Source organism: Aeromonas sp. Lyrl_2, assembly GCF_051948815.1.
Classification (GTDB): Bacteria; Pseudomonadota; Gammaproteobacteria; order Enterobacterales; family Aeromonadaceae; genus Aeromonas; species Aeromonas veronii.
In genome coordinates this window covers 70,553-91,649 of the sequence record NZ_JAYJLJ010000004.1, presented here as the reverse complement: position 1 = coordinate 91,649, position 21,097 = coordinate 70,553, and the positions used below count along the sequence as shown (strand labels likewise).

Below are 21,097 nucleotides of genomic sequence, written 5' to 3'. Positions count from 1 at the left end.
GCTGAGTCAGGCAAATAAAGCGGAGAGACAACATGTTTGAATTTATGGATAGCCACACTGACGAAGCCGTCATTAAAGTGATCGGTGTAGGTGGCGGCGGCGGTAACGCTGTCGAGCACATGGTTCGTCAAAATATTGAGGGTGTTGAGTTCATTACCGTCAACACCGACGCCCAGGCACTGCGTAACTCCAGCGCCAACACTACCCTGCAGATCGGCGGTGGCATCACCAAGGGTCTGGGTGCCGGAGCCAATCCGGAAGTGGGTCGTGATGCGGCCATGGAAGATCGCGAAGCGCTGCGTGAGCTGCTGACCGGTTCCGACATGGTGTTCATCGCCGCTGGTATGGGTGGTGGTACCGGTACCGGTGCTGCGCCGATCGTGGCTGAAGTGGCCCGCGAGATGGGCATCCTGACCGTTGCTGTGGTGACCAAGCCGTTCTCCTTTGAAGGGAAGAAGCGGATGGGCTTTGCCGCCCACGGTATCGAAGAGCTCTCCAAGAACGTCGACTCCCTGATCACCATCCCCAACGACAAGTTGCTGAAGGTGCTGGGTCGCGGTATCTCCCTGCTGGATGCCTTCAAGGCGGCCAACGATGTACTGCTTGGCGCGGTACAGGGCATTGCTGAGCTGATCACCCGTCCGGGCTTGATCAACGTCGACTTCGCGGACGTGCGTACCGTAATGCGCGAAATGGGTACCGCCATGATGGGTACCGGTTCCGCCTCTGGTGATGACCGTGCTGAAGAAGCGGCCGAGAAAGCCATCTCCAGCCCGCTGCTGGAAGACGTGGATCTGGCTGGTGCCCGTGGCATCCTGGTCAACATCACCGCCGGTATGGACATGACCATCGAAGAGTTCGAAACCGTAGGTAACGCGGTCAAGGCCTTCGCTTCCGAAAACGCCACTGTAGTAGTGGGTACCGTAATCGATCCGGAAATGCACGACGAACTGCGTGTGACCGTGGTTGCTACCGGTATCGGTGCCGAGCGCAAGCCGGACATCACTCTGGTTAAGAGCAGCCAGGTGCAAGAGCGCCCGGTGCGTCAGCCGCTGGTTAGCGACATGATGCAAGGCCGCGTGATGGACGAAGCCCCGGCCAAGGTGGTCAACGCCGAGCCGCAAGCTCGTCGTGAACCGGATTACCTGGATATTCCGGCGTTCCTGCGCAAGCAAGCTGACTAAGCCTCTTATGGCTCTTGTTTGTTTGTTGTTCAAGGAATGTGCTAAGATGGCCTGCCAACGACCATCTGGTCCGGATTTTAAGCTGTTTAGGGTACACCCATGATTAGACAAAGAACCTTGAAAACGAGTGTACAGGCGACTGGTGTCGGCCTGCATTCGGGCCGGAAAGTCACCATGACGTTCCGTCCGGCGCCTGTGAACACAGGGATCGTTTACTTGCGTACCGACCTGAATCCTGTGGTGGAGCTGCCAGCCAATGCCGATCAGGTGCGCGATACCGTGCTCTGTACCGCTCTGGTCAACGAAGCCGGTGTCCGTGTCTCTACCATTGAGCACCTCTCTGCCGCGCTGGCAGGGATGGGGATCGACAACCTCTACGTTGAGGTTGACGCGCCCGAGATCCCGGTGATGGATGGCAGTGCGCATCCCTTTATCTACCTGCTGCAGGAAGTCGGGATCCGTGAGCAGAATGCTGCCAAGCAGTTTGTGCGGATCAAGAAGAGCATCCGGGTTGAAGACGGCGACAAGTGGGCGGAATTCCACCCTTATCGCAACGGCTTCAAGATGGATCTCGAGATCGATTTCCAGCATCCGGTTTTTGAAGGGCGCAATCAGCGTTGCGTACTGGACTTCTCCGGTGCCTCCTTCGTGAAAGAGATCAGCCGTGCACGTACCTTCGGTTTCATGCGCGATATCGAGTACCTGCGTTCCCAGAACCTAGCGCTGGGCGGAAGCCTGGAAAACGCCGTGGTCCTGGACGACTATCGGGTACTAAACGAAGACGGTTTGCGTTATGAGGATGAGTTCGTCAAGCACAAGATGCTGGACGCGATCGGTGACCTCTATATGTGTAACCGCAGCATCATCGGTGAGTTTCGTGCCTACAAGACCGGACATGCCCTGAACAACAAGCTGCTGCGTGCCTTGCTGGCCGAGCAGGAGGCTTGGGAACTGGTGACCTTCGAGGGTGAGGGCGACAAAGCGCCTATCGCTTACTACGATAACGGTCTGGTTCTGGCCTGATAGCTGTGCAACGGAACGTCGGTCCTCTCTCCGCACCGACGTTCCGTCATTTGTTTACTCCATCCTTTAATACCGATTATCTCCCGGTTTTATTTCCCGTGCAGGCTCTTGGCCGCACCTGACCGAGCAGACTGATTTCTATGAGCATTACCCTGATCCTCCACGGCAAGCAGCGACGCAAGTTGCACCTGCCCAAACAACGTCTGGCCTGGGTCGGCGGTATTCTCTTCTCCCTGTTGGCCCTTGGTGGTGGTTGGCTCTGGCAGAGCTGGCAGCAGAAAATGGAGGCGCTGGAAGTGGCGCTTGCCGTTGCCGAGCAACACTCCGTCGACCAGAGTGGTGACGAAGCCCGTGAACAGTTGGCAATGCTGGCTGCGCAGGTGGGCACCATGCAGGGTCAGCTTGGCCGTCTCAATGCCCTCGGCGAACGATTGACCGAGCAGGCCGATCTCGATCCCGACGAGTTCAATTTCAAAGAGCTGCCCCCCATGGGCGGCCCTTCTTATGATGAAGAGCTGGAAGTGAGCCTCAACGAGCTGCAAGCCTCGATGAAGCACCTCAGCCAGCAGCTCAGCAGCCGTGAAGAGCAGCTGTCGGTACTTGAATCTTTCATCATGAATCACCATATCACCGATGCCGGTTTTATTTCCGGCACGCCAGTCAAACAGGAGCGAGTTTGGGTCTCGTCCGGGTTTGGTGGACGAGTCGATCCGTTCAACGGGCGTGCCAAGATGCACAAAGGGGTCGATTTCCGTGGCAAACCCGGAACCCCGATTCTGGCCACAGGGCCCGGCATTGTTAGCTGGGCGGGCCGTCATCCGGAATTTGGCAATATGGTGGAGATTAATCACGGCAATGGCCTGGTCACCCGCTATGCCCACAACTCCAAGTTGCTGGTCGAGGTGGGCACCCTGGTTGATCAGGGTCAGAAGATTGCCTTGATGGGACGCACCGGTCGCGCGACCGGGGTCCATCTGCATTACGAAGTGTTGAAAGATGGTCGTCAGGTCAACCCCGCACGCTTTCTCAGTGCCAGACGGGGTTAGGTTTTTTTCTTCAGGTTCCAGTGACGGAACGCTTTTATAACCAGAAATAGTTGGTACCCATGATTAGCACACTGCTTACCAAGATTATCGGCAGCCGGAACGACAGAACGCTCAAGGCTTTGCGCAAAATTGTAAAACAGATCAATGCCATGGAGCCTCAGTTCGAGGCTCTCTCCGATGCCGAGTTGCAGGCCAAAACGGCTGAATATCGTCAGCGTATCGAGCAGGGTGAGACCCTGGAGCAGTTGCTGCCGGAAGCGTTCGCGACCGTGCGTGAAGCCTCCAAGCGGGTGTTCGGCATGCGCCACTTCGACGTGCAGCTGATCGGCGGCATGGTGCTGAACTCCAACCGCATCGCGGAAATGAAAACCGGTGAAGGTAAGACTCTTACTGCGACTCTGCCAGCTTACCTGAATGCCCTGAGTGGCCGCGGCGTCCACGTGGTGACGGTGAACGACTACCTGGCCAAGCGTGATGCGGAAGCTAACCGTCCACTGTTCGCTTTCCTCGGCATGACCGTCGATTGCAACGTGCCCGGTATGGATGCATCCCAGAAGCGTGACGCCTACGCCGCCGACATCACTTACGGTACCAACAACGAATTCGGTTTTGACTACCTGCGCGACAACATGGCGTTCTCGCCCGAGCAGCGCGTACAGCGCCCGCTCAACTACGCGCTGGTGGATGAGGTGGACTCGGTGCTTATCGATGAAGCCCGGACTCCGCTCATCATCTCCGGTCCGGCCGAAGATAGCTCAGAGCTCTATATCCGCGTCAACAAGCTGATCCCGCTGCTGGTCAAGCAGGACAAGGAAGACACCGAAGAGTACACCGGCGACGGTCACTACACGGTGGACGAGAAGAACCGTCAGGCCCTGCTGACCGAAAACGGTCAGATCTTCGTGGAAGAGCTGCTCAAGAAAGAGGGGCTGCTGGACGAGAACGACTCCCTGTTCTCCGCCACCAATATCAGCCTACTGCACCACGTCAACGCAGGTCTGCGCGCCCATACCCTGTTTGAGCGCAACGTGGACTATATCGTGCAGAAGGACGAGATCGTCATCGTTGACGAACATACTGGCCGTACCATGCCGGGTCGTCGCTGGTCAGATGGCCTGCATCAGGCCGTTGAAGCGAAGGAAGGGGTGAAGATCCAGAACGAGAACCAGACGCTGGCATCCATCACCTTCCAGAACTACTTCCGTCTCTACAACAAGCTGGCGGGGATGACAGGTACTGCGGATACCGAAGCCTTTGAATTCCAGCAGATTTATGGCCTGGATACCGTGGTTATCCCGACCAACAAGCCGATGGTGCGCAAGGACATGGGCGATCTGGTCTACCTGACCGCCAATGAGAAGTATGCCGCCATCATCGAAGATATCCGTCAGTGTGTGGCCAAGGGCCAGCCTGTACTGGTTGGTACTGTCTCTATCGAGAACTCCGAGCTGCTCTCCGGCATCCTGACCAAGGAAAAGATCCCGCACAAGGTGCTGAACGCCAAGTTCCACGCCATGGAAGCGGAGATCGTTGCCCAGGCCGGTCAGACAGGTGCGGTCACCATCGCCACCAACATGGCCGGTCGTGGTACCGACATCGTGTTGGGCGGCAACTGGCAGGCAGAGATTGCCAAGCTGGAGAACCCGACCAGCGAGCAGATTGCCGAGCTGAAAGCCGCCTGGCAGGTGCGTCACGATGCGGTGCTGGCCGCTGGTGGTCTGCACATTATCGGCACCGAGCGTCACGAGTCCCGCCGTATCGATAACCAGCTGCGCGGCCGTTCCGGTCGTCAGGGTGACCCGGGCTCCTCCCGTTTCTACCTCTCCATGGAAGATACCCTGATGCGGATCTTCGCCTCCGATCGCGTGACCGGCATGATGAAGAAGCTGGGCATGGAAGAGGGCGAAGCAATCGAGCACCCATGGGTCACCAAGGCGATCGAAAACGCCCAGCGCAAGGTGGAAGGTCGCAACTTCGACATCCGCAAGAGCTTGCTGGAGTTTGATGACGTGGCCAACGACCAGCGCAAGGTGGTCTACGAGCAGCGTAACGAGCTGCTGGATACCAACGACATCTCCGAGACCATCCACGTTATCCGTGACGACGTCTACGGCGCGGTGATCGACGAGTACATCCCGCCCCAGTCTCTGGAAGAGATGTGGGACGTGCCGGGCCTGGAAGCGCGCCTGAAGGCGGACTTCGCGCTGGATCTGCCGCTGCAACAGTGGCTGGCGGAAGATGACAAGCTGTACGAAGAGAAGCTGCGCGAGCGCATTCTGGACGAAGCCACCAAGCTCTATGCCCACAAGGAAGAGCTGGTCGGCAAAGAGGTGCTGCGCAACTTCGAGAAAGCGGTGATGCTGCAAACCCTGGATGGTCTGTGGAAAGAGCATCTGGCTGCCATGGATCACCTGCGTCAGGGCATCCATCTGCGCGGTTACGCCCAGAAGAACCCCAAGCAGGAGTACAAGCGCGAATCCTTCGATCTGTTTACCCAGATGCTGGAAACCCTCAAGCGCGACGTGGTCAGCATCCTGAGCCGTGTTCAGGTGCAGGAGCGCGATGTGGAAGCGATGGAAGAGCAGCAGCGCCAGCAGGCGGAAGCCGCTCCCCGTACCTATACCCACGCCGCTGCCGAGAGCCAGCTGGTCGATGAGCAGGCCGCAGGCGAAGAGGGCCACACCACCTTCGTGCGCGACGAGCAGAAGGTCGGTCGCAACGATCCCTGCCCGTGTGGTTCTGGCAAGAAGTACAAGCACTGCCACGGTCAGTTGACCTGATCGACGCTATGCCATAACAGGCGGGCCAAGTGCCCGCCTTGTTTTTGTCAGAAGGTGGCGAAGTCACTGTAGTGGCGCCACTTTGCAAAGGATTATCGGATATCAGGCATTATCGGTCGTTCACCCAGCCAGAGGTTGGGCGCATCGAACGGCCCGGTCATGTATCGCGTGTAAAGGTACCAAGATGGAACAGAAAAAACGGATCTGGGTGGCGGTTGGCGTCATCGAGAATGAACGGGGCGATATCTTCATCGCCAGACGCTCCTCCGATCGCCATCAGGGGGATCGCTGGGAGTTTCCCGGTGGCAAGGTGGAGTCCGGTGAGGATCTGCTGACTGCGCTGGATCGGGAGCTGTGGGAAGAGATCGGCATCCGGGTATTGGATTGTGCCCCCTTCATGGAACTGCAGCACGACTACCCCGAGAAGCAGGTATTGCTGGATATCTGGAAGGTGACCCGTTTCAGCGGTGAGCCGTTCGGCAAAGAGGGGCAGGGGTGTCTGTGGGTGCCGGTGGCAGAGCTGCATAACTACCACTTCCCCGATGCCAATGGCCCGATTGTAGCGCGGCTTCAAGGCCTGCTGGCATGAGCCGGTAGCAATCAACAAGCATGAAAAAAGGGCCAATCGGCCCTTTTTTCATATTGCGGAGGTGAGTGATCTGAGGCTTATAGCCACTGATCGCCCTCTTCCGGCTCCGGCAGCAGATCCGGGTTGATCTCCCCCGGGATGCGCTTTTCTTCATCGGCCCATTCGCCAAGATCGATCAGCTGGCAGCGCTTGCTGCAGAAGGGGCGGAACGGACTCTGCGGGCCCCATTCCACTTCGCTCTGACAGGTCGGGCACTTTACCTTGGTGACCATAAGCCCTCCTTAGCAGCAGGCGAGCTGGAACGGTACGTCGCCAATCGGCTGTTCTGCGGTAGGCAGAAAGCGCAGGGCGAAGCGGTTCTTGTGGCCGCTCAGGGTCGGGTAGCAGAACAGATTGCCGGGCAGCTTGATGCGGATCAGCTCGGCGCTCTCGGCGGTGTCCTGGAAGAAACCGTTGCTGGCAACCTGCTCACTGAAGCTGCCTGATTCACGCCACAGGCGCAGCAGCAGGGTGATGGCATTCATCAGCAGGTTAATGTCGCTCAGCCAGCCTTGCATCTGCTGGTGACGGGTGATGGCCGGGGTGCCGAGCCAGTGGTGTAGCTGCGGCACATCGAAGGCACACAGGCCACCGGGGATGGAGAAACGCTGGCGAATGGAGCCGAGCAGACGATCCTCTTTCAGGCGGGCACCCGGGCGTGGTGAATTGAGCAGGTTGCGGGAGAGCTGGCTGCTCTCTTGCTGCATCAGTTTGATCTGCTCCAGATCGACATCGGGCAGGCTGGCCCAGTGGCTCAGACGCTGGCCGAGACGCTCCAGATCCTTGATGAGATCGGCGCGCAGGTCACCACGCTCCAGCAACTCCTGCAGATCGAACAGCCCCTTGAAGAAGGCGATATGTGCCCAGGATTGTTCACTCTCCAGATTGTCGCGGATCTGGGAAAACAGGGACTCCAGACGAAGATAGGTCCGGCTTTTTTCATTGAGGGGGAAATCGTAAATCATGCCTAATCCTGGCCAGCCATAAACCGGCCTAGTGTACTCACACTTGGCGGCCTTGTTGAGAGGCAATTGCCAGATATGTCTCGTGCAGCGCCAAAATCCGCGTTTTAATCGCCATTTCGCTGCCATTGTGGTTTTCGATGACATCATCCGCCGCAGCGAGGCGTTCCACCCGACTTGCTTGGGCGGCGATGATGGCCCGGGCCTGCTCGGCCGATACCCCATCACGGCGACAGGTGCGTTCAATCTGGGTGGCTTCATCCACATCGATCACCAGCACCCGGTTGGCGAGGCCGGTGAGTTTGTTCTCCACCAGCAGTGGCACCACCAGCAGGCAGTAAGGAGAACTGGCCGCGGCACATTGGCGCAGCATTTCGCTGCGAATCAGCGGGTGGAGCAGGGCATTGAGCCACTCCTTGGCCTGTGGATCGCTGAAGACCCGCTCGCGCAGGGCACGACGGTCGAGTTGACCGCTCGGATCAATCACATTCGGGCCAAAATGGTCGGCGATGGCGGCAAGGGCCGGGGTACCCGGCTCGACCACTTCGCGGGCGATCACATCGGCATCCACCACCTCGATACCCAGCGCGGCAAACTGATTGGCGATAGTGGTCTTGCCGCTGCCGATACCACCTGTGATAGCAACTACATACATGGGGGCCTCTTGCTCAAAGCAGGGTAGAGAGATACCAGCGGGTGATGGTATCGCCCCATAGCAGGGCGATCCAGCCCGCGATGGCGAGGTAGGGGCCGAAGGGGATGGGCTTGCCCTGATGGTGTTTGTGCAAGGCGATCAGACTGATGCCGATCACTGCGCCGATCAGGGATGAGAGCAGCAGAATTATGGGCAGCGCCTGCCAACCGAGCCAGGCGCCCAGCGCCGCCAGCAGCTTGAAGTCGCCATAGCCCATCCCCTCCTTGTCAGTGAGCAGCTTGAAGGCCCAGTAGAGGCTCCAGAGCACCAGATAGCCCGCCATGGCACCGATCACGGCATCCGCCAGCGGCACGAAGCCACCAGCCAGATTGAACAGCAGCCCGCCCCACAGCAGTGGCAGGGTGAGCTGGTCGGGCAGCAACATTTTGTCGAGATCGATGAAGGTGAGGGCGACCAGCACCCAGGTCAGCAGCAGGGCGGCCAGTGTGCTCCAGCCTGGCGTTATGACCATGGCAACGGCCACCGAGAGCAGGGCGGTCAGCAGCTCTACCAGCGGATAGCGGGCCGAGATGGGGGCCTGACAGTCGCGGCAACGCCCTTTGAGCCAGATCCAGCTCAACAGCGGGATGTTCTCCAGCGCAGTGATGGCGTGGCCACAGTGAGGGCATGCGGAGCGCGGCACCATCAGGTTGTAGCACTCTGGCGCAGTGGCCTCCTCATCAGGGGTGAAGTAGCTGCGATATTCGGCCTGCCACTCCCGTTCCAGCATGATGGGCAAGCGGTGGATGACCACGTTAAGGAAGCTGCCGATCATCAGGGAGAAGAGAAAAACCAGCGAGAAGTAGAGCCAGGGCAAGCTGTGAGCCAGCTCGAGAAGAAGTGTCATAACCAACCGTCAGTTATTGAATGAGGGGGAGGGCATGGTTGTGGTGCCATGCCCTGATGAATCAGCCTACCACTTCGCCAAGCTTGAAGATGGGCAGGTACATGGCAATAACCATGCCGCCGACCAGCACCCCGAGCACCACCATGATGAGGGGTTCCAGCAGGCTGGTGAGGCCATCGACCAGATCATCCACCTCCTGTTCGAAGATGGTGGCGACCTTGGAGAGCATATCATCGATGGCACCGGACTCCTCACCGATCATCACCATCTGGATCACCATGTCGGGGAAGAGATCGACGGTGCGCATCGCCACGTTGATCTGCATGCCCGCCACCACCTCGTTGCGAATGGCCATGACCGCGGTGCGATAGACATAGTTGCCGGAGGCCCCTGCCGCCGAAATCAGCGCATCCACCAGCGGGATACCGGCGGAGAAGGTGGTCGACAGAGTGCGGGCAAAGCGAGCCATGGCCGCCTTGTGCAGGATCATCCCGACCACCGGAATGGTGAGGACGAACTTGTCGGTATTGTCTTTCACCTTCTGGGAGGCCCGCCAGGCCCGCACGTAAAGGAAGATGCCAAGGGCCGTGCCACCAAAGAAGACATACCACCAGTTCTGCATAAAGCGGGAGATGCCGATAACAAACTGGGTGAACACCGGCAGCTCGGCGCCGAAGCTCTTGAAGATATCCTCGAACTGCGGAATGACGAACAGCAGCAGGATGGAGGTGACCACGATGGCGACCAGAATGACCATGGTGGGGTAGAACATCGCCTTCTTGATCTTCGATTTGAGCGCTTCCGACTTTTCCCGATAGGTGGCGATACGGTCGTAGATGGTCTCCAGCGCACCGGATTGCTCACCGGCTTCCACCAGATCGCAATAGAGATCATCGAAATAGAGAGGATGGCGGCGCAGCGCCTCCGACATGGGGGTACCGGTCTCCACATCGGCGGCAATCTGCCCCATCAGCTCGCGCATCGAGGCTTTCTCGTGACTGCGGGCGATGATCTGCAGGCTCTGCACCAGTGGTACGCCGGCGGAGAGCATGGTGGTGATCTGACGGGAGACGATGGCGATATCCATCGGTTTGATCTTGGCGCCGCCCTTGGAGAAGAGCCCCTGGGACTTCTTGGCCACCTTGGTGACGTTGACCCCTTGCTTGCGCAGTTCGGCCTTGACGGTGTTGATGCTGTCTGCCTGCAGCTCGCCGGAGACCTTCTGCCCCTTGCGGTTTACCCCGTGCCAGCGGAAGGCGAAGACTTTCTTGGGGGCATTGTTCTTTTTCGTTAGGGTTGCCATCTTTGCATCCTGCAATGGGGTTAGTTGTCAGAGTCGGACTCTGCACGTCACCAACCTGGTCAAGGTGCCCGACTGGCTTGATGCCTGCGGGGTACTGATAGGGTGGGTGGTACCTTCTTGGCGCCAGCCCGGTCACTTTAATGCCTGATTATTCTGTCGTTCGGGTTGTCATCTATTCCATGTTCGTGAACGACGAATTCGCTCTGCCAGCCAAACCGTCGGGTCGTTCCGTCATACGGATCAGTTGGTTGTGACCCTGTTGACCTCGGCCAGACTGGTGACCCCGAGCCGTGCCTTCTCCAGCCCAGAGGTACGCAGGGTACGCATCCCCTCCTTCTGGGCGATCGCGGCGATTTGCAGGGAGTTGGCCCCCTGCATGATCAATTTGGCGATGTTCTCCGACATCAGCATGATTTCGTAGATGCCGACCCGCCCCTTGTAGCCGCCGGAACACTCCTTGCAACCAACCGGTTTGAACAGTCGCAAGCCAGCTGCCAGCTGCTGTGGGGTAAAACCCAGCTCCAGCAGTTCGGCTTCCGGCACCACTTCCGGTGCCTTGCAGTGGTCGCACAGTTTACGGGCCAGCCGCTGGGCCATGATCAGGGTCACCGAGGAGGCGATGTTGAAGGCCGGAACCCCCATGTTCATCATCCGGGTCAGGGTCTCGGCGGCGGAGTTGGTATGCAGGGTGGAGAGCACCAAGTGACCGGTCTGCGCCGCCTTGATAGCGATCTCGGCGGTTTCGAGATCGCGAATTTCACCCACCATCACCACATCCGGATCTTGCCGCAAGAAGGAGCGCAAGGCGCTGGCAAAGGTGAGCCCCGCCTTGGGGTTGACCTGCACCTGATTGACGCCGGGCAGGTTGATCTCCACCGGATCTTCGGCGGTAGAGATATTTACCTCGGTGGTGTTGAGAATATTGAGGCCGGTATAGAGCGAGACCGTTTTCCCCGAGCCGGTGGGGCCGGTCACCAGGATCATTCCTTGTGGCTTGGAGAGGGCGCGCAGGTACTGTGCCTTCTGGCGGTCGTCGAAGCCAAGCTGCTCGATATTGAGGCGTGCCGCCGAGGAGTCGAGCAAACGGATAACGATCTTCTCCCCCCACATGGTGGGCAGGGTGTTGACCCGCATATCCATCGATTTGTTGCGTGACAGCTTCAGTTTGATGCGGCCATCCTGTGGCAGCCGCCGCTCGGCGATATCGAGCCGCGCCATCACCTTGAGGCGAGCGGAGAAGCGGTTGGAGAGGTTGACCGGCGGTGTGGCAATTTCATGCAGAATGCCATCGATACGAAAGCGCACCCGATACTTGAACTCATAGGGCTCGAAGTGCAGGTCGGAGGCACCGCGCTTGATGGCATCCATCAGGATCTTGTTGATGTACTTGACGATGGGAGCATCGTCATCGGTGGTATTGACGCTCTCGTCCAGCCGGCTGTTCTCGTCGGAGACCTCGAGATCCGAAATTTCGGATTCGTCGATATCCTCCATGCCGAGGGCGTCATTTTCGCTCTCCAGCAGCTTGCCGATGGCGGCGGTGAGCTTGTTCTCCTCCACCAGCAGCGCTTCGGTATGAAGGCCGAAGCTGAAGCCAAAGTCCTCCAACGCCGAGACATTGGTCGGATCAGACATGGCGATATAGAGGGTGTGGCCCTGAGTGTAGATGGGCAGTACATGGTGTTTCTCAATCAGCTTCTGATTGAGGTACTTCTGCGGGATCTCGGCCAAATCAAAGGCGGCAAGATCCAGCAGAGGTACCCCATACTCCAGCTCGCAGAAATCGGCGAGCGCCTTGCTGTCGAGGATCTCGTTTTCTATCAGAAATGTCACAAAGGGTTTGCGCTGAGCCTTGGCCTGGCTCAGATAGCGCTGGGAGTCCTCTTCACTAATCAGTGAAGAGGCGGCCAGGCTTAATGCCAGGCCGCTATTAGGGCTAGAGGTCATGCGTTAGCAGAGACCAGCTGCCTCACAGCTGCCGCCGCGAGTCCAGGTAACTTGTGCTCCTGCAGTTACTGCGCTCACTAGTGGTGCTGGTGTTAGTGTATAAGTTTCATCGTCAAGAGCTGCTATGGCTGTGGCTGTAATGACGCCATCAGCGTCAACGGCCACGCTTGCTACGTTACCATAAGCAGCAGGAGCAGCAGCAGTTCCGGCGGCATTACATGCTTGCGCTTTAGTATCATCAGAAGCGCCAGCAACGCATACTTCAATGGCTGTTTTGACGGGGCCTACTGCTGCAATCACTTCTGCAAATTTGGCTCGTTTGGTGTAGGTCTGATACGCCGGCAGCGCTACCGCCGCCAGAATGGCCACGATCGCGACCACGATCATCAGTTCAATAAGGGTAAAACCCGATTGTTTCTTCATTTCGCTCTTCATGGAAAATATCCTTTTATCCTTGGTTCCTGGGAAGTGTCGGTAGAAAACTATCCGAACGTCAGTATCTTATCCGAGCTTTCAGGGGTGGCAACAGAGATTGTCGCCCTTGTTAACAACTTTTCTATCATTTACCAAAAACATGATATAAATCATAAAACAAGAGGCTTCTAACGACTCTTTTTTATGGGGAGGGACGCGGGTCCGTCATTACACTCCTTTGCTGAGGGATCCTGCATAAAGAAAAGGCGCCCATGGCGCCTTTTGCAAGTTGTTTATCCGGTTAGGTCGAGTATTTGCTCAAGCCTGCGGGGTGAATCTCACTGCTGGATAAAGCGCATGGAGAGATCGAGCGCCCGTACATGCTTGGTCAGCGCCCCGACAGAGATAAAATCGACACCGGTGGCGGCAAACTCGGCCAGGGTATCCAGCGTCACATTGCCGGAGACTTCGAGCTTGGCGCGGCCCTGATTGATGGCGACCGCTTCCCGCATCATGGCAACATCGAAGTTGTCCAGCATCACGATATCGGCCTTTGCCACCAGCGCCTGTTCCAGCTCGGCCAGCGATTCCACTTCCACCTCCACCGGTTTGCCCGGATTGAGATGACGAGCCTCATTAATCGCCTCGGCAATGCCGCCGCAGGCAAGGATATGGTTCTCTTTGATGAGATAGGCGTCGTAGAGGCCGATGCGGTGATTCTTGCCGCCGCCACAGGTGACCGCGTACTTCTGGGCGGTGCGCAGCCCAGGGATGGTTTTGCGGGTGTCGAGCAGGCGGCAGTCAGTGCCCTCCAGCTCCGCCACATAGCGGGCGGTGAGGGTGGCGACGCCGGAGAGGGTCTGGACAAAGTTCAGCGCATTGCGCTCGCCGGTCAGCAGTAGGCGGGCAGGGCCATGGAGGCGGAACAGCTCCTGATTGGGGGAGAGCACTTCCCCATCCTGCACCTTCCAATCCACCTTCACGTCGCCGCCGAGTTGTACGAACACTTCATCGACCCAGGGCTGGCCGCAGAATACTCCTGCTTCACGGGTGATGACCCGGGCGCTGGCCATCCGATCTGCCGGGATCAGTTGGGCGGTGATATCGGCGCTGGCGTCCGGTTGGTCCAGTGTGGTGAGGGCATTGCCCAGATCTTCGAGTAGTGCGGCGCGCACGGCGCGGCTGACATCCTGTTGAAACATGCCTTATTCCTGCAAGGGTCTGAGCAGCAGTTGCCGCTCCTTTTGAACCAGCTCCAGCCGACCGAGGGCGTTCATGCCAACCAGCACTTCGTCACCGTCTGCCGCCGGATTGATAAAGATGGCCAGATCGTACAAGGTCAATGGCCCCATCGCCAGCGTTTCGATGGTGCCGTTGCCGACCCGGATCTGCCCCGCGGCGGTATTGACCTGGCTGCTGCCATGAGCGGTCAGGCCGAGCCGCTCGGCAACCTGCTGCGGGATGGTGATACGGGTGGCGCCGGTATCGAGCAGCAGTTGCACCGGCTGGCCGTTGATGGCACCCTCCAGACGATAGTGGCCGCTCTGGTCGGCCCGCAGCAACAGCTCGCCGCTGGCGGTGACGCTTGGTTGGTTGCGGGAGTGAAAATAGAGGGTCAGCAGGCCCATCAAAGAGAGCCAGGCCAGTAACCACATCCAGCGTGCCGTGTGCTGCATACCCCATCCATGTCGAGCGGAAGATGACTCAGCCTAACATACCATTTCCCGTTGATTCAGTGAGTTGGTGCTGGGTTGCCTATCAGGTATCTTCGTTTTTTCGCCATTTATCAGCCAACTCGAGTAGCCGATGACCCAACTCGCTTCGCAACCTTGTTTCTCTATCGATGCCGCTGGCTGGTGCCAGCAGGCGCGCCGGGTGCCTTCTCCTCACCACAATGAACGGGTCTCGCCGGACGATATTTCCCTGCTGGTGGTGCATGGCATCAGCCTGCCGCCGGGGGAGTTTGGCGGTCCCTTTATCGACGATCTCTTTATGGGACGACTCGACCCTGAGGCTCACCCCTATTTTGCCGGTATCCATCAGTTGCGGGTTTCGGCCCATTGCCTGATCCGTCGTGATGGCGAGCTGGTGCAGTATGTGCCGTTCGGCGCGCGCGCCTGGCATGCTGGTATCTCGAGCTGGCAGGGGAGGGAGGCATGCAATGACTTCTCCATCGGTATCGAGCTGGAAGGGACTGACGAAATCCCCTACACCGAGGCTCAATACCGGGCATTGGCAGGGCTCACTCGAGCTATCTCGGAGCGCTATCCGGCGATTACCCACGAAAAAATTGTCGGCCATTGCGATATCGCGCCAGGGCGCAAGACGGATCCCGGAGCCAGTTTCCAGTGGGATTACTACCGGCAACTACTAAACAGCTAAAGTAAATATTCAAATTTAGTTTGGATTTTAAAATCAATGGCTTGCCTATCTGGTAGGCCATTTTTGTCTCTGGTTGCGCAAATGTTATTTGTGAGCGAGGTCAAGAATATTGGTCAGACCATTTTCTATGAGCTAAATCATGTTTCCCCTGCTTTACCTCTTAAGTGGTGGGGCTGATTCTTGACTCAGATCATCTTTTGAGTGGACTTTTCAAAAGGCCTCTGCTAATTTTCGCCCCATCCATAAAATTGGTAATACCAATTTAACAAAGTAGCCTCATGCCCTATCGCAAGATTACGCAACCCAAGTTGGCCGACTCCATTGTCGCCGAGCTGGAACAGATGATTCTGGAAGGCAGCCTGCAGCCAGGGCAGAAATTGCCTCCCGAGCGGGAACTCGCCATCCAGTTTCAGGTATCGCGCCCCTCCCTGCGCGAAGCCATCCAGCGGCTGGAAGCGCGCGGATTGCTTTATCGCCGTCAGGGCGGCGGCACCTATGTGCAGAATGCCCTGAGCAAGGGGATCGCCGATCCTCTGTTCGAACTGCTCAGTACCCACCCGGAAGCCCAGTATGATCTGCTGGAGTTTCGCCACGCGCTGGAAGGTATCTGTGCCTACTACGCGGCCTTGCGGGGAACCGGGTCTGATTTCGAGCGCATTCGTCAGGTGCAAACCACCATCGAGGAGGCGGGCCAACTCGGCTCGCTGGTGGCCGAATCGGCAGCCGTCACCCAGTTCTATCTGGCGGTGGCCGAGGCGTCCCACAACGTGGTGCTGCTGCACCTGCTGCGGGCCATGAGCCCGATGCTCGAGCAGAACATTCTGCAGAATAACGAGATTTTGAATCGCCGCCCGGGAGTGGTAGCCAAGATACGTCGCCATCGCGCGAATCTGATCGAGGCTATTCTTTCGGGGGCTCCGGAGCGGGCCAGAACAGCTTGTCATGAGCATCTGGCCTTTATCGAGGACACCTTGTTGGATATGCAGAGGGAAGACAGCCGGATCCAGCGATCCATGCGTCGGATCCGTCAGCAGGAAAACTAATCCCACAAGGCTTTATTGTCGAATGCTTGCGCCCTTCGCCGTGCAATGCCGTGCAATCACAACAACATAGGAACCAGCCATGTCTGATATCCTGAAGAACGATGTGGACCCGATAGAAACGCTGGAGTGGCTTGCCTCTCTGGAATCCCTGCTGCGTGAAGAGGGTCCGCAACGCGCTCAGTTCATCCTTGAACAGTTGGCCGAGAAAGCCCGCGTAAGCGGTGTGGACGTGGCTGCCAAGGCAAATCGCGATTACATCAACACCATCCCGTCCAGCGACGAGCCGGACTACCCGGGTGACCTGGAGATGGAACGCCGCATTCGCGCCATCATCCGCTGGAACGCCATGATGATCGTGCTGCGCGCGTCCAAGAAAGACCTGGACCTGGGTGGTCACATGTCTTCCTTCGCTTCTTCTGCGACCATCTATGATGTCTGCTTCAACCACTTCTTCCGTGCTCGCAACGAGAAGGATGGTGGCGATCTGGTTTACTTCCAGGGTCACATCTCCCCGGGCATCTATGCTCGCGCCTTTGCTGAAGGTCGTCTTACCGAAGAACAGTTGGACAACTTCCGTCAGGAAGTGGACGGCAAGGGTATCCCTTCCTATCCGCACCCGAAACTGATGCCGGACTTCTGGCAGTTCCCGACCGTCTCCATGGGTCTGGGCCCCATCGCCGCCATCTATCAGGCTCGCTTCCTGAAGTACCTGACCGACCGTGGCATCAAGGATTGCTCCGAGCAGACCGTTTACGCCTTCCTGGGTGACGGCGAGATGGACGAGCCGGAAGCCAAGGGTGCCCTGACCGTTGCCGTGCGTGAAAAGCTCGACAACCTGGTATTTGTGGTTAACTGCAACCTGCAGCGTCTGGATGGTCCGGTTGTCGGTAACGGCAAGGTTATCAACGAGCTGGAAGGCCTGTTCGCTGGCGCCGGTTGGGACGTGACCAAGGTTATCTGGGGTCGCAAGTGGGATGAGCTGCTGAAGAAAGACACTTCCGGCAAGCTGATCCAGCTGATGAACGAGACCGTGGACGGTGACTACCAGACCATGAAGTCCCGCGACGGTGGCTACATCCGCGAGCACTTCTTCAACCGTTATCCGGAAACTGCCGCGCTGGTCAAAGACATGACCGACGAGGAGATCTTCGCTCTGAACCGCGGTGGTCACGATCCTCGCAAACTGTTCGCTGCATTCAACAAGGCGACCCAGACCAAGGGCAAGCCGACCGTTATTCTGGCCAAGACCATCAAGGGTTACGGTATGGGTGAAGCGGCCGAAGGCAAGAACATCGCTCACCAGGTCAAGAAGATGGAGCTGGACTCCGTGCGTCACCTGCGTGACCGCTTCAACCTGCCGGTGGCCGACGAGCAGCTGGCCGATCTGCCTTACCTGAAGATCGAAGCCGGTTCTGCCGAGCACAAATACCTGCACGACCGTCGCACTGCCCTGAAAGGCTATGTGCCGACCCGTCTGCGCGAAAGCACCACCAAGCTGGAAATCCCGGCACTGGATGCCTTCGGTCCGCTGCTGGGTGAGCAGGCGCGCGAAATCTCCACCACCATGGCGTTCGTGCGTTCCCTGAACGTGATGCTGAAAGACAAGTCCATCGGCAAGCGCATCGTGCCGATCCTGGCTGACGAAGCCCGTACCTTCGGTATGGAAGGTCTGTTCCGCCAGATCGGTATCTACAGCCCGCACGGTCAGCAGTACACCCCGCAAGACCGCGACATCGTCTCCTACTACAAGGAAGACAAGCAGGGTCAGGTTCTGCAAGACGGTATCAACGAGCTGGGCGCCATGTCCTCCTGGCTGGCTGCTGCGACCTCTTACAGCACCAACGACTGCCCGATGATCCCGTTCTACATCTACTACTCCATGTTCGGCTTCCAGCGGATCGGCGACATGGCGTGGGCAGCCGGTGACCAGCAAGCCCGTGGCTTCCTGCTGGGTGCGACCTCCGGTCGTACTACCCTGAACGGCGAAGGTCTGCAGCACGAAGATGGTCACAGCCACATTCTGGCGAACACCATCCCGAACTGCATCTCCTACGACCCGTCCTACGCCTATGAAGTGGCGGTGATCGTACAGGACGGCCTGCGCCGCATGTACGGTGAGAACCCGGAGAACGTGTTCTACTACATCACCACCCTGAACGAGAACTACGCCATGCCGGCCATGCCGGAAGGCGCCGAGGAAGGCATCCGCAAGGGTATCTATAAGCTGGAATCCGTCGCCGGTACCAAGGCGAAAGTTCAGCTGCTGGGTTGTGGTTCCATCTTGGGTCACGTGCGCAAGGCTGCCCAGATCCTGGCCAGCGAGTACGGCATCGGTTCCGATGTGTTCAGCGTCACCTCCTTCAACGAGCTGGCCCGTGACGGTCAGGACGCGGATCGCTGGAACATGCTGCACCCGACTGCCGAAGCCCGTGTACCCTACATCGCCCAGGTACTGGGTTCCGAAGCCACCATCGCTGCGACCGACTACATGAAGTCCTTCGCCGATCAGGTTCGCGCCTTCGTTCCGACCGAGAACTACCGCGTGCTGGGTACCGACGGTTACGGCCGTTCCGACAGCCGTGCCAACCTGCGTCGTCACTTCGAAGTGAACGAGTTCTACGTGGTGGTTGCTGCTCTGACCGAACTGGCCAAGCGCGGCGAGGTAGACAAGCAGGTTGTGGCCGACGCCATCGCCAAGTACGGCATCGATGCCGACAAGGTCAACCCGCTGTACGCGTAAGTGGATCAAGGGGCGCGCCGTCATACGGCGCGACCCTGCCAGGATTTAAAACGGTTAACGCGAGATGTGCGTGGCGGCATCAGCCAGTCACGCGGATCGACGCAAGAGGATAAAGCACAATGTCCAAACAGATTATGGTGCCAGATATCGGCGCCGATGAAGTTGAAGTCACCGAGATCATGGTGGCCGTGGGTGACAAGGTCGAGCTGGACCAGTCCATCATCGCAGTAGAAGGCGACAAGGCCTCCATGGAAGTACCGGCTCCGTCCGCCGGTATCGTCAAAGAGATCCTGATCAAGGTGGGCGACAAGGTTGCCACCGGTTCCCAGATCATGATCTTCGAAGCCGAAGGCGCTGCTGCTCCTGCAGAAGTGGCTGCACCGGTTGCTGCTGCTCCGGCCGCCGCACCTGCCGCTGCCGTGCGCAAAGATGTGCACGTACCGGACATCGGTGACGACGAAGTGGACGTGACTGAAATCATGGTTGCCGTGGGCGACATGGTAGAAGCTGACCAGTCCATCATCGCCGTGGAAGGTGACAAGGCCTCCATGGAAGTACCGGCACCGTTCGCAGGCCGCGTAGTCGAGATCAAGGTTGCCGCTGGCGCCAAGGTCTCTACCGGCTCTCTGGTGATGGTATTTGAAGTGGCTGGCGCCGCTCCTGCCGTTGCTGCTGCACCGGCCCAGGCTGCCGCTCCGGTGGCTGCTGCCCCGGTTGCCGCCGCTGACAAAGAGGTCAACGTACCGGATATCGGTGGCGACGAAGTGGAAGTCACCGAGATCATGGTTGCCGTGGGTGACAAGGTTGAAGCCGACCAGTCCCTGATCGCCGTGGAAGGTGACAAGGCCTCCATGGAAGTGCCTGCGCCGTTCGCCGGTGTGGTCAAAGAGATCAAGGTGAAGGCGGGTGACAAGGTCTCCACCGGTTCCCTGATCATGGTCTTCGAAGTGGCTGGCGCAGCTCCTGCCGCCGCGCCGGTTGCTCAAGCTGCCGCACCGGTCGCCGCTGCCCCTGTTGCCGCAGCTCCGGCTCCGGTTGCCCAGGCCACTGCCGCTGCGACTGATTTCGTTGCCAATGACGCTTATGTACACGCCTCTCCGGCGGTACGCCGTCTGGCGCGCGAGTTTGGCGTCAACCTGGCCAAGGTGAAAGCCTCCGGTCGCAAGGGCCGCATCGTCAAAGAAGACGTACAAGCCTACGTGAAGGATGCCATCAAGCGTGCCGAGTCCGCTCCTGCCTCTGCCGGCGTAGCCGGTGGCAACGGTCTGGGCGTACTGCCGTGGCCGAAGGTAGACTTCAGCAAGTTTGGTGATGTGGAAGAGGTCGAGCTGACCCGCATCCAGAAGATCTCCGGTCCGAACCTGCACCGCAACTGGGTCATGATTCCTCATGTCACCCAGTTCGACGAAGCCGATACCACCGAGCTGGAAGCGTTCCGCAAAGAGCAGAACGCGATGCTCGAGAAGCAGAAGGCCGACGTGAAGATCACCCCGCTGGTGTTCATCCTGAAAGCCGCCGCCAAGGCGCTGGAAGCTCACCCGCGCTTCTGCAGCTCCCTGTCCGAAGATGGCAGCAAGCTGATCATGAAGAAGTACATCCACATCGGTGTGGCGGTAGATACCCCCAACGGTCTGGTTGTGCCCGTGGTGCGCGATGTTAACAAGAAGGGCATCATGGAGCTGTCTCGCGATCTGGCCGAGATCTCCAAGAAGGCCCGTGCTGGCAAGCTGACCGCTGCCGACATGCAGGGCGGTTGCTTCACTATCTCCAGCCTGGGTGGCATCGGCGGTACCAGCTTTACCCCGATCGTCAACGCGCCGGAAGTGGCCATCCTTGGTGTTTCCAAGTCCGAGATGAAGCCGAAGTGGAACGGTAAAGAGTTCGCGCCGCGCCTGATGCTGCCGCTGGCTCTGAGCTACGACCACCGCGTGATCGATGGTGCCGATGGGGCTCGCTTCATCACCACCATGAACGGTGTGCTGTCCGACATTCGTCGACTGGTCCTGTAAGTGAGAGGGCGGGCCCAGAGCCTGCCCTTTTTACTTCTCATTTCATTAACATGATCGTAAACTTGCCCCGTTTTTTTCACGGCTGCAGCCACCCG

The 21,097-nt window shown here is 58.5% G+C and carries 18 protein-coding genes; 9 read left to right on the top strand and 9 right to left on the bottom strand.

What is annotated here, in order from left to right:
• The first annotated feature begins 32 nt into the window (after window positions 1-32).
• The 5 genes from ftsZ to mutT all read left to right on the top strand — a co-directional run bounded on the left by ftsZ (window position 33) and on the right by mutT (window position 6,622).
• Window positions 33-1,184 (top strand): cell division protein FtsZ, encoded by a 1,152-nt coding sequence (gene ftsZ / locus VF684_RS04660; RefSeq protein ID WP_005336147.1) that lies wholly within the window; start codon window positions 33-35, stop codon window positions 1,182-1,184.
• A 99-nt stretch (window positions 1,185-1,283) separates the two neighbouring features.
• On the top strand, window positions 1,284-2,207 hold the full coding sequence (gene lpxC, locus VF684_RS04655) for a UDP-3-O-acyl-N-acetylglucosamine deacetylase (RefSeq protein WP_005336146.1): 924 nt from the start codon (window positions 1,284-1,286) through the stop codon (window positions 2,205-2,207).
• A 140-nt stretch (window positions 2,208-2,347) separates the two neighbouring features.
• Window positions 2,348-3,253, top strand: a complete 906-nt coding sequence (locus VF684_RS04650) for a M23 family metallopeptidase (RefSeq protein ID WP_107684323.1) — start codon at window positions 2,348-2,350, stop codon at window positions 3,251-3,253.
• A 59-nt stretch (window positions 3,254-3,312) separates the two neighbouring features.
• The gene (secA, locus tag VF684_RS04645) at window positions 3,313-6,033 is read left to right on the top strand and encodes a preprotein translocase subunit SecA (RefSeq protein ID WP_107684322.1); all 2,721 of its coding nucleotides are present in this window, start codon (window positions 3,313-3,315) and stop codon (window positions 6,031-6,033) included.
• Between the two features lie 184 nt (window positions 6,034-6,217).
• Window positions 6,218-6,622 (top strand): 8-oxo-dGTP diphosphatase MutT, encoded by a 405-nt coding sequence (gene mutT, locus VF684_RS04640; RefSeq protein ID WP_107684321.1) that lies wholly within the window; start codon window positions 6,218-6,220, stop codon window positions 6,620-6,622.
• 77 nt (window positions 6,623-6,699) lie between these two features.
• Here mutT and yacG read toward each other — a convergent pair whose 3' ends face one another.
• From yacG to VF684_RS04595, 9 genes are all read right to left on the bottom strand, one after another.
• A complete protein-coding gene (gene yacG, locus VF684_RS04635; protein ID WP_005336142.1) occupies window positions 6,700-6,894 on the bottom strand; it encodes a DNA gyrase inhibitor YacG in 195 nt (64 codons plus the stop codon).
• A gap of 9 nt (window positions 6,895-6,903) precedes the next feature.
• Window positions 6,904-7,626: a cell division protein ZapD gene (gene zapD / locus VF684_RS04630; RefSeq protein WP_005336141.1), complete on the bottom strand. Its 723-nt coding sequence runs from the start codon at window positions 7,624-7,626 to the stop codon at window positions 6,904-6,906.
• 37 nt (window positions 7,627-7,663) lie between these two features.
• Window positions 7,664-8,278 (bottom strand): dephospho-CoA kinase, encoded by a 615-nt coding sequence (gene coaE, locus VF684_RS04625; protein ID WP_107684319.1) that lies wholly within the window; start codon window positions 8,276-8,278, stop codon window positions 7,664-7,666.
• A gap of 13 nt (window positions 8,279-8,291) precedes the next feature.
• The gene (locus VF684_RS04620; protein WP_107684318.1) at window positions 8,292-9,164 is read right to left on the bottom strand and encodes a prepilin peptidase; all 873 of its coding nucleotides are present in this window, start codon (window positions 9,162-9,164) and stop codon (window positions 8,292-8,294) included.
• A 61-nt stretch (window positions 9,165-9,225) separates the two neighbouring features.
• Window positions 9,226-10,467, bottom strand: a complete 1,242-nt coding sequence (locus VF684_RS04615) for a type II secretion system F family protein (protein WP_139440269.1) — start codon at window positions 10,465-10,467, stop codon at window positions 9,226-9,228.
• Between the two features lie 240 nt (window positions 10,468-10,707).
• Entirely contained in the window at window positions 10,708-12,414 is a 1,707-nt protein-coding gene (tapB, locus tag VF684_RS04610; RefSeq protein WP_005356616.1) for a PilB family type IVa pilus assembly ATPase TapB, read from the bottom strand.
• A 3-nt stretch (window positions 12,415-12,417) separates the two neighbouring features.
• On the bottom strand, window positions 12,418-12,837 hold the full coding sequence (locus tag VF684_RS04605) for a pilin (protein ID WP_050552022.1): 420 nt from the start codon (window positions 12,835-12,837) through the stop codon (window positions 12,418-12,420).
• Between the two features lie 329 nt (window positions 12,838-13,166).
• Window positions 13,167-14,030: a carboxylating nicotinate-nucleotide diphosphorylase gene (nadC, locus tag VF684_RS04600; protein WP_139440266.1), complete on the bottom strand. Its 864-nt coding sequence runs from the start codon at window positions 14,028-14,030 to the stop codon at window positions 13,167-13,169.
• Between the two features lie 3 nt (window positions 14,031-14,033).
• A complete protein-coding gene (locus tag VF684_RS04595) occupies window positions 14,034-14,504 on the bottom strand; it encodes a retropepsin-like aspartic protease family protein (RefSeq protein ID WP_040068932.1) in 471 nt (156 codons plus the stop codon).
• 130 nt (window positions 14,505-14,634) lie between these two features.
• Between VF684_RS04595 and ampD the strand changes: the two genes are divergently transcribed.
• The 4 genes from ampD to aceF all read left to right on the top strand — a co-directional run bounded on the left by ampD (window position 14,635) and on the right by aceF (window position 21,002).
• Entirely contained in the window at window positions 14,635-15,210 is a 576-nt protein-coding gene (gene ampD / locus VF684_RS04590; protein WP_139440264.1) for a 1,6-anhydro-N-acetylmuramyl-L-alanine amidase AmpD, read from the top strand.
• 278 nt (window positions 15,211-15,488) lie between these two features.
• Window positions 15,489-16,253: a pyruvate dehydrogenase complex transcriptional repressor PdhR gene (gene pdhR, locus VF684_RS04585; RefSeq protein WP_005336127.1), complete on the top strand. Its 765-nt coding sequence runs from the start codon at window positions 15,489-15,491 to the stop codon at window positions 16,251-16,253.
• 79 nt (window positions 16,254-16,332) lie between these two features.
• The gene (gene aceE / locus VF684_RS04580; protein WP_064339264.1) at window positions 16,333-18,993 is read left to right on the top strand and encodes a pyruvate dehydrogenase (acetyl-transferring), homodimeric type; all 2,661 of its coding nucleotides are present in this window, start codon (window positions 16,333-16,335) and stop codon (window positions 18,991-18,993) included.
• Window positions 18,994-19,112: 119 nt separating this feature from the next.
• Window positions 19,113-21,002, top strand: coding sequence for a pyruvate dehydrogenase complex dihydrolipoyllysine-residue acetyltransferase (aceF, locus tag VF684_RS04575; protein WP_201998033.1), 1,890 nt, complete (start codon window positions 19,113-19,115; stop codon window positions 21,000-21,002).
• Window positions 21,003-21,097 lie beyond the last annotated feature (95 nt).

Excerpts from the sequence above, each read along its gene's own strand:
- ampD (WP_139440264.1), top strand. The coding sequence starts at position 14,635 with ATGACCCAACTCGCTTCGCAACCTTGTTTCTCTATCGATGCCGCTGGC.
- VF684_RS04605 (WP_050552022.1), bottom strand. The coding sequence starts at position 12,837 with ATGAAGAAACAATCGGGTTTTACCCTTATTGAACTGATGATCGTGGTC.
- VF684_RS04595 (WP_040068932.1), bottom strand. The coding sequence starts at position 14,504 with ATGCAGCACACGGCACGCTGGATGTGGTTACTGGCCTGGCTCTCTTTG.
- VF684_RS04615 (WP_139440269.1), bottom strand. The coding sequence starts at position 10,467 with ATGGCAACCCTAACGAAAAAGAACAATGCCCCCAAGAAAGTCTTCGCC.
- aceF (WP_201998033.1), top strand. The coding sequence starts at position 19,113 with ATGTCCAAACAGATTATGGTGCCAGATATCGGCGCCGATGAAGTTGAA.
- VF684_RS04620 (WP_107684318.1), bottom strand. The coding sequence starts at position 9,164 with ATGACACTTCTTCTCGAGCTGGCTCACAGCTTGCCCTGGCTCTACTTC.
- tapB (WP_005356616.1), bottom strand. The coding sequence starts at position 12,414 with ATGACCTCTAGCCCTAATAGCGGCCTGGCATTAAGCCTGGCCGCCTCT.
- secA (WP_107684322.1), top strand. The coding sequence starts at position 3,313 with ATGATTAGCACACTGCTTACCAAGATTATCGGCAGCCGGAACGACAGA.
- VF684_RS04650 (WP_107684323.1), top strand. The coding sequence starts at position 2,348 with ATGAGCATTACCCTGATCCTCCACGGCAAGCAGCGACGCAAGTTGCAC.
- zapD (WP_005336141.1), bottom strand. The coding sequence starts at position 7,626 with ATGATTTACGATTTCCCCCTCAATGAAAAAAGCCGGACCTATCTTCGT.
- yacG (WP_005336142.1), bottom strand. The coding sequence starts at position 6,894 with ATGGTCACCAAGGTAAAGTGCCCGACCTGTCAGAGCGAAGTGGAATGG.
- pdhR (WP_005336127.1), top strand. The coding sequence starts at position 15,489 with ATGCCCTATCGCAAGATTACGCAACCCAAGTTGGCCGACTCCATTGTC.
- aceE (WP_064339264.1), top strand. The coding sequence starts at position 16,333 with ATGTCTGATATCCTGAAGAACGATGTGGACCCGATAGAAACGCTGGAG.
- lpxC (WP_005336146.1), top strand. The coding sequence starts at position 1,284 with ATGATTAGACAAAGAACCTTGAAAACGAGTGTACAGGCGACTGGTGTC.
- mutT (WP_107684321.1), top strand. The coding sequence starts at position 6,218 with ATGGAACAGAAAAAACGGATCTGGGTGGCGGTTGGCGTCATCGAGAAT.
- ftsZ (WP_005336147.1), top strand. The coding sequence starts at position 33 with ATGTTTGAATTTATGGATAGCCACACTGACGAAGCCGTCATTAAAGTG.
- nadC (WP_139440266.1), bottom strand. The coding sequence starts at position 14,030 with ATGTTTCAACAGGATGTCAGCCGCGCCGTGCGCGCCGCACTACTCGAA.
- coaE (WP_107684319.1), bottom strand. The coding sequence starts at position 8,278 with ATGTATGTAGTTGCTATCACAGGTGGTATCGGCAGCGGCAAGACCACT.